Source organism: Niastella sp. (assembly GCF_045805085.1).
Lineage (GTDB): Bacteria > Bacteroidota > Bacteroidia > Chitinophagales > Chitinophagaceae > Niastella.
On sequence record NZ_JBJMLX010000144.1, the window covers coordinates 1 to 7822 of the forward strand.

Below are 7822 nucleotides of genomic sequence, written 5' to 3' on the forward strand. Positions count from 1 at the left end.
CAGAGAATTTTCCGCGGTGCAAGATCACTTATTAATTGCAAATAATCGCGAGCTATTCACCATTGACCATATTTACAAAAAGCCCCTACGCCAGGAGGCGGAAGGGCCAGTTATTTAAACCTGTTAACTCGTCAACTCTATCAACCTGCACCTTAATTCATCGCAGGATCAACGTCAATCTTATCCACCTCCATCTCACTATAGTCATGTAATACCTTATACAACGTGTCTCTTTCAACAGGCTTTCTTTTCGCCTGTTTAATAAGGGTAACCAGTTGGGCAGTGGTCATAGCCGGGTTTTGTTCTTCAGAACCGGCCATGGAATATATTTTAGTAGAATCATCGATAGTACCATCTATATCATTCACCCCGAATGATAACGTCAATTGCGCATTTTGGCGACCCAGCATTGGCCAGTAGGCTTTCAGGTGCGGGAAGTTATCCATATACAAACGGGCGATGGCGTACATGCGCATGTCTTCAATCACACTGGATTCGGGCACGTTGCTCATGTCGTTCTCTTTATTGCGGAATTTAAGCGGAATAAAGGTATTGAAGCCGCCGGTTTTATCCTGCAACTGGCGCAGGCGTTCCATATGGTCTATACGGTGACGGAATTCTTCAATATGGCCGTACAACATGGTGGCATTGCTGTGCATGCCCAGTTTGTGCGCGGCTTCATGAATGGCCAGCCAGCCTTCTGCATCTACTTTATCGGCACAGATCTTTTCCCTAACCTCGGGATGAAAGATCTCGGCGCCGCCGCCGGGTAAAGAATCCAGTCCGGCTTCGTGCAGGTATTTCATGCCTTCATCGGCAGTCATTTTGGCTTTGCGGAACATATAATCCAGCTCTACGGGGGTAAAGCCTTTGATATGCAGTTCAGGCCTGTGCGCTTTTATTTTGCGTAACAGGTCGGCAAAAAACTCCATAGTGAGTTTGGGATGAACACCGCCTACGATATGCACTTCCGTTACCGGTTTGCCATCATAGCCTTTTACGATGTTCAGCATTTGTTCGGTGGTCAGTTCCCAGCCTTCTTCCCGGTGTGCATACAGGCGGGAATAGGAACAGAAGGAACAGGCGAACACACACACATTCGTGGGTTCTATATGAAAATTACGATTGAAATAGGTGGTGTCTCCATGCAGCCGTTCCCGCACAAAATTGGCCAGGGCGCCTACAAAGGGTAAGCCGGCCTGTTCAAATAATAACAATCCATCTTCGGGAGTAATACGTTGTTTGTTTACGATCTTCTCTGCAATGGTGCGGAGGGCCGGATTTTGTTCTGCTGCTATAACCTGCTGAATGTTAGTACTCATTTGCGCTTCTTTGGTTGTATAACATTAAAGTGGGGCCAAAGTTACGGTAAAAAGGCAAATGGCAGACGGCAGAAGGCAGAAGGCAGAAAGCTCCAGGTCCAACGGCCACACTAATAGCAGATTTCTGAATTATCAAAGACCGTTGCCGTGTTTTCTTTTTGCCTTCTGCCGTCTGCCTTCTGCCATGTTTTCCTTTTCCGTCTGCCTTCACCTTGTTTCTTGTACCTTAATTATTTATCTTCCCGTATTAAAGACGGTGAGTCCTGTTCACCATTTTTCACAACCAAAAAGAATATATTTTGAATATCAGGTTACGTCTCATTATTATGAACTTCCTGGAGTTCTTTGTCTGGGGTTCGTGGCTTATTTCCATGGGCGCTTATATGTTCAATGTGCTGCATTTTTCCGGCGTTCAGGTAGGCAGCATTTATGGAACTATGGGGGTGGCCTCCATTTTTACCCCTGCTTTATTTGGCATTGTGGCAGACCGTTGGCTGAATGCCGAAAGGGTATTGGGGCTTTGTCATATCATCGGTGCTTTACTCTTGTTCTATGCTTCCAAAGTGACCGATTACCCCACGCTTTATACCATCATGTTGTTGAATTCTTTTATGTTCATGCCTACGATCGGGTTGAATAATACCGTATCGTATATCGTGCTGGAAAAAAGAGGGTTCAATATTGTAAAGGATTTTCCGCCCATCCGCGTATGGGGCACCATTGGCTTTATTGCAGCGATGTGGATGGTTGACCTGTGTGGTTTTAACCTAAGCCCTATGCAGCTATATATCAGTGGGGGATCAGGCTTATTGCTGGGGGTGTATGCGTTTACGATGCCCGGTTGTCCGCCTGTTAAATCGGCCGCAAAAAGAAGTCTGGCCAGTTCACTGGGGCTCGATGCTTTTGTGTTATTTAACAGAAACAAGATGGTCATCTTTTTTCTGTTCGCCATGTTGCTGGGTGCTGCGTTACAGATCACCAATACTTTCGGGTCCGCCTTCCTCAGCGATTTTGGAAAAACATATCCTGATGCGTTTGGGGTAAAGCACTCCAATATCTTAATTTCCATTTCACAGATCTCCGAAACGCTGTTTATTTTGGCCATTCCTTTCTTTTTAAGACGGTTTGGCATAAAGCAGGTAATGCTCCTGAGCATCTTTGCCTGGGTATTCCGTTTCGGATTGTTTGCGATCGGCAACCCCGGCAGCGGGTTGTGGCTGTTGATCCTTTCGATGATCATTTATGGTATGGCATTCGACTTTTTCAATATCTCCGGTTCTTTGTTTGTGGAAAAGGAAGCCGATATCAAGATCAGGGCCAGTGCGCAGGGATTGTTTATGTTAATGACCAATGGTGTGGGCGCCTATGTGGGCAATTACATCAGCGGGCGTGTAGTGGATCATTTCACGGTGGATGGGATAAAGAACTGGCAGGCCATCTGGTTCAGCTTTGCCGGTTATGCGCTGTTGCTGGGTATTGTGTTTCCGTTTGTATTTAAGTACAAGCATGTTCCTGCTGATGAAAAGGTGGCTATTAGCCATTAAGAAATACGTAATAAGAAAGGGCCAAAGTAGTTCTATGCTGCTTTGGCCCTTTTCTAATTCCATCAATTATATAAACTGTTACTGAGTTCGTTTTACCCTGAATGTATAAGTAACAGGCGCCGTTTGAGCGCTTATGGTGTCTTTCAAAGTGGTAGTAAAATTGCCAGCCAGGTATCCGGTGCCTACAGCGCCAAATTCGGTGATGTTTAATGTGCCGGTGCCTGTTGAATACCAGGATCTGGAACTTGTATTTATGGTAACATAACTGAGTGGGGCAGTGCCTGTAGCCGATGCCGTGAAACTTATATAGGAACTCTCATTAGCGTTACTGCCTTTACGGGTGGTCCACAAAGTATAACTGCCTTGCTTATACAATACCATTGAATCGACTGGTTTGGCAAAGTTATAGGATACGCTGTTCAGTGTATAGTTGGCGTACTCTGCAATGGAAGTTCCGCAGGCTGATAACACCCCTGCATTGGCAGTGCCCGTTGATACCGACAAACTGGTTGAGGCTCCACTCTGGTTAGTACCAAGATCGTAGGCCGTAAGGGTAGCAGTGGCAGGTGTACCGCTGCAACGGGTAATGGTAATGCTAAAATTACCTTTGCTGTCGCTAACCATGGCCCGGTTATGTACTTTGTCGAGAAATACATCAACAAAGCCATTGGTTACAGCGCTGGCATTACAATTAATCAGATTCCCGTTTATTTGAAGTGTTGATGAGTTTGCATTTATTACCGTAACCGTGCCCAGATCGGCTGTGGTTGTAAAGGGACCAATGTCTTTTGTATCCAACAACATATTGCATTTGTTGTATACTTTCATTTTTAACGCTTTATTTATGGGGATCTTTCCGCCTACCCAGCCGGTGTTGTCGGTATTACCATACCCATATGATGTTGTTGTATCAGTATTATTTTTATACGTTAAAACGACCTGGGCCGGATACAGGGGATTTCCATTCTGGTCTTTTAAGATTGCTTTAAAGTCAACCACACCATAGGGATAATCGCAGTTCCAGAAAGAAAAATGACTTACGGTTCCTACATAATTGTTGCCCTGTTTAGTGGCCGTTCCTTCTTCTTTCCACAATCCTGATGAATCGTTAAAACTCCATAAGGGAATGGTGTTGGGCGCCGCTGCCAGTAAACTATTGGGAATAGGGAAGGTGAGGGTGGCCGTTTTGCCCGTTGACAGTTGCAGTTTTTCACCGCCCGCGCCGGTTAGATCTACGGCCATCATGCCAAAGCTTTGCAAACCGGTTTCTTCATTCGATGCATTGATGCCTCTTAGCGCTCCGGGCATGATCTCCTTAAAATTATTTGCTTCAGGGTTTATGAAAAACGCGCTTACTGAAACCGTTCCGGTATAAGCGCTGTTGTTTCCTGTATTGGTAAAACTGTTTCCGGTAAAGGCGATGGTACCGCCGCTTGGTACGGTTACATTGCCACCACCGGTTGCATTAACGGTACCGGACACCTTTTTAGGGATCAATTGGATGGTTACGTTATTGGTTGCATTTGGGTTCACCACAATGGTTCGGCTGCCCAGGAAGTAGCCGGTTTTTTCAACTTTAACCAATCCTGCATTTTTATTGAGGCTAACATTGGTAATGGTAAAGTTACCGTTGATGTCGGTAGTTGCTGTGGCTGCTCCCACGTTTACTGTAGCTGCATTCACCGGTTGATTGGCATCGTCCACTACACGCCCGGATACACCCGCAGATACATATTCAATATTGGGGTTATTGGGATTGTTGGGATCGGGATCACCGTGACTTGATTTTTGACAGCTGAATGTGATAACGAATGTTGCTAACAACACCGTAAATGCGAAGAAGAGCTTAGATTTCATGGCGAATGGTTGTTTGTGTTTAAGGCAGGTGAAGGTATATAATCTTTCGTACAGGCAAAAGCGATCTGGGTAAGTTAAAGGCATAAAAAAGCGCCCTCCCGAACTGAGCCGGGAGGGCGCTTTTAAGAAGATGAAAGCAAATTATGCTATATGTTGTTCTATCTTTTTTACAAAGTTGCTTTTAGGTTGTGCACCTACCAGCTTATCCACCACTTTACCATCTTTTATGAAAAGGATAGCAGGGATAGAAGTAACACCATAATTAACAGATAACTGTGGGTTATGGTCAACATTTACTTTGCCTACGTTTATTTTACCATCGTACTCTTTCGATAATTCTTCGATAACTGGTCCGATAGCGCGACAAGGACCACACCATTCAGCCCAAAAATCAACAACAGTTAATTTATCAGAATCGAGGACCTTGTCCTGGAAGTTTGTGTCTGTAAGTTCTAAAGCCATAAATATAAATTTAGTATGTAAAGTTTATAAATAAATTCTTAAACGTTTTCCAAAGTTTTGAACTTCAAAAAGTATTATAATATCGTCGAATTGTGTGCCATACCGGTTGTTTGCCTATCCTGTCAGGTTAGTTGTCTGCCCTGTCATTGGGAAAACATCGATCTCACTGAATGAATGCATTTTATGCGGTCACCACCTGAATATCCAGGTCGGGACGGCTTTGCAGGAAAGCAGTCATTTCGTCATTCATCTCAAACCCGGCCTCTACAGTCGCCAGGCTTACCTTGCACTGATTTTTAATATCTTTAACATTGAATTTCAGTCTTGAACTCCCGGGAAAGGCTTTTAGGTTCTTTTCCAGGAAGTTGATCAGTTCCTCATTCACGTACCGCGCTTCAACATCAATAATAACCTGTTTTGTTAGATTTTGTTTAATGCTCTCCAACAAACTCATCTTTTCGATCTTGAATTCAAATTCGGTTTTATTGAACCGGGGTTTGAACGCGCCGGTAATGAACAGGTTTTTACCTTTTTCGAGGTAGTTGAGAAAGCGCATATAGTCATCGCTCCACAGCATGAACTCGCTTTTACCGGAATAATCTTCGATCCAGAAGGAACCAAACTGTCGGCCGGTACGGGTAACCCGGTGCTGGGCGTCTGTTACCAGCCCCGCCAGCCTGAAGGGGCGGCCCGGGTTGGCCTGCAGGGCCAGAGTATCTTTTATTTCATTGAACTCGGCCATGGTAATAATACCATAGTGTTTTATTTCGAACCGGAAGTGATCGAGCGGGTGGCCGCTCATGAACATGCCGGTAACCTCTTTTTCATAGTTCAGTAACTCTGTCAGCGACCAATGTTCGCAAGGCGGAATTTTGGGTGGGGGTATTTCCATCACTTCGGTCAACCCGCCAAAAAGGGTATTACTGGTATTTACGTTCTGTGCCTGGTAAATGTTGCCAAAGCGAACGATCTTTTCCAGGCCGGTGCTGGTATCGTTTTGCGGCGTAAAGAAGTATTGTGCACGGTGCAGATCGGTAAAGCAGTCGAAGCCACCGGCGTATACCAGACTTTCCAGTGTTTTCTTGTTCACCGTACGTTGGTTCACGCGTTTGATCATGTCGAACACCGATACGTACTCGCCATTCTTTTCGCGTTCTTCTATCAGGCTGTCCACCGCGGCTTCACCCACGCCTTTCAAGCCACCGAGGCCAAAACGGATATCGCCATTTTTATTTACAGAGAAACCTTTTTTCGATTCGTTGATATCGGGACCAAGACATTTAATACCCATCCGCTTACACTCTTCCATAAAGAAGGTGATCTTTTCTATGTTACCGGCGTTGTTCAAAACAGCCGCCATGTACTCAGAAGGGTAGTGGGCTTTTAAATAAGCCGTTTGATACGCCACATAGGCATAACAGGTAGAGTGCGATTTGTTGAAGGCGTATTGGGCGAATGCTTCCCAGTCGGTCCAGATCTTTTCGAGCTTGTCAGCAGGGTGCCCTTTTTCGGTAGCGCCTTTAACGAACTGGGCCTTCATTTTGTCCAGTACCGATTTTTGCTTTTTACCCATCGCCTTACGCAGTACGTCGGCATCCCCTTTACTGAAACCGGCCAGTTTTTGCGCCAGCAACATCACCTGCTCCTGGTATACGGTGATACCGTATGATTCCCTGAGGTATTCTTCCATTTCGGGAAGGTCATAGGTGATGGGTTCGCGCCCGTGTTTACGGTCGATAAAATTTGGGATGTACGCGAGCGGACCAGGGCGGTACAGGGCGTTCATCGCAATAAGATCTGCAAACTGGTCAGCCTTCAGATCGCGCAGGTATTTTTGCATCCCGGGACTTTCGAACTGGAACGTACCAACGGTTTCAGCCTTCTGGTACAGTTCGAATGTTTTGGGATCGTCGAGCGGAATGGTTTCGATGTCCAATTCAACCCCATGGTTTTCCTTGATCATCCGCAGCGCGTTCTTGATGATGGTAAGGGTCTTCAAACCCAGGAAGTCCATCTTGATTACGCCGGCGTCTTCAATAAGGCTGCCTTCAAACTGGGTAACCCACAAGCTGGAGTCCTTGGCGGTTGACACAGGGATCAGATCGGTCAGATCGCAAGGGGCAATGATGATCCCTGCGGCGTGGATACCGGTGTTACGAACGGAGCCTTCCAGGCGCTCTGCTTCGTGCAGCACGGTGGCGGTAAGGCCCTGTCCATTGTATATTTCGCGTAACTTTTTAATTATTTCCATTTCATCGGGACCAATGCCTTCTTTTTCTTCCAGCGATTTCTCCCCCTCTTTTGCAGTTAAGGGTGCATGTAATACCCTGCCGAGTTCAATACCCGGCTTTTCCGGTACCATCTTGGCAATGGCGTTCGATTCAACCAGGGGCAGGTCGAGTACGCGGGCCACGTCCTTGATACTGCTTTTCGCGGCCATGGTACCGTAAGTAACGATCTGGGCTACCTGGTTCTTGCCATATTTTTCTACTACATAATCGATCACTTTTTGCCGGCCTTCATCGTCGAAGTCCGTATCAATATCCGGCATCGACTTACGGTCGGGGTTCAAAAAGCGCTCAAACAGCAGGTTGTATTTAATGGGGTCTATATTGGTAATGCCAATGCAATAGGCCA

The 7822-nt window shown here is 45.9% G+C and carries 5 protein-coding genes; 1 reads left to right on the forward strand and 4 read right to left on the reverse strand.

Annotation, left to right across the window (positions count from 1 at the left end):
- Window positions 1-152 precede the first annotated feature (152 nt).
- The gene (gene mqnE / locus ACJ751_RS07220) at window positions 153-1322 is read right to left on the reverse strand and encodes an aminofutalosine synthase MqnE (RefSeq protein WP_407744733.1); all 1170 of its coding nucleotides are present in this window, start codon (window positions 1320-1322) and stop codon (window positions 153-155) included.
- A 299-nt stretch (window positions 1323-1621) separates the two neighbouring features.
- Between mqnE and ACJ751_RS07225 the strand changes: the two genes are divergently transcribed.
- Window positions 1622-2866: a nucleoside permease gene (locus ACJ751_RS07225; protein WP_407744734.1), complete on the forward strand. Its 1245-nt coding sequence runs from the start codon at window positions 1622-1624 to the stop codon at window positions 2864-2866.
- A gap of 78 nt (window positions 2867-2944) precedes the next feature.
- On the opposite strand, the gene ACJ751_RS07230 is transcribed toward ACJ751_RS07225, so the two are convergent.
- From ACJ751_RS07230 to ACJ751_RS07240, 3 genes are all read right to left on the reverse strand, one after another.
- Window positions 2945-4723 carry a carboxypeptidase-like regulatory domain-containing protein gene (locus ACJ751_RS07230; protein WP_407744736.1) on the reverse strand — a complete coding sequence of 593 codons (1779 nt, stop codon included), beginning with the start codon at window positions 4721-4723 and terminating at the stop codon, window positions 2945-2947.
- 141 nt (window positions 4724-4864) lie between these two features.
- On the reverse strand, window positions 4865-5185 hold the full coding sequence (trxA, locus tag ACJ751_RS07235; protein ID WP_407744737.1) for a thioredoxin: 321 nt from the start codon (window positions 5183-5185) through the stop codon (window positions 4865-4867).
- Window positions 5186-5366: 181 nt separating this feature from the next.
- Window positions 5367-7822: DNA polymerase III subunit alpha (locus tag ACJ751_RS07240; RefSeq protein ID WP_407744739.1), on the reverse strand; the 2456-nt coding region annotated here is incomplete at its 5' end.

What these genes read in the sequence shown, in the direction of transcription:
- mqnE (WP_407744733.1), bottom strand. Translation starts at nt 1,322, where the DNA reads ATGAGTACTAACATTCAGCAGGTTATAGCAGCAGAACAAAATCCGGCC.
- ACJ751_RS07230 (WP_407744736.1), bottom strand. Translation starts at nt 4,723, where the DNA reads ATGAAATCTAAGCTCTTCTTCGCATTTACGGTGTTGTTAGCAACATTC.
- trxA (WP_407744737.1), bottom strand. Translation starts at nt 5,185, where the DNA reads ATGGCTTTAGAACTTACAGACACAAACTTCCAGGACAAGGTCCTCGAT.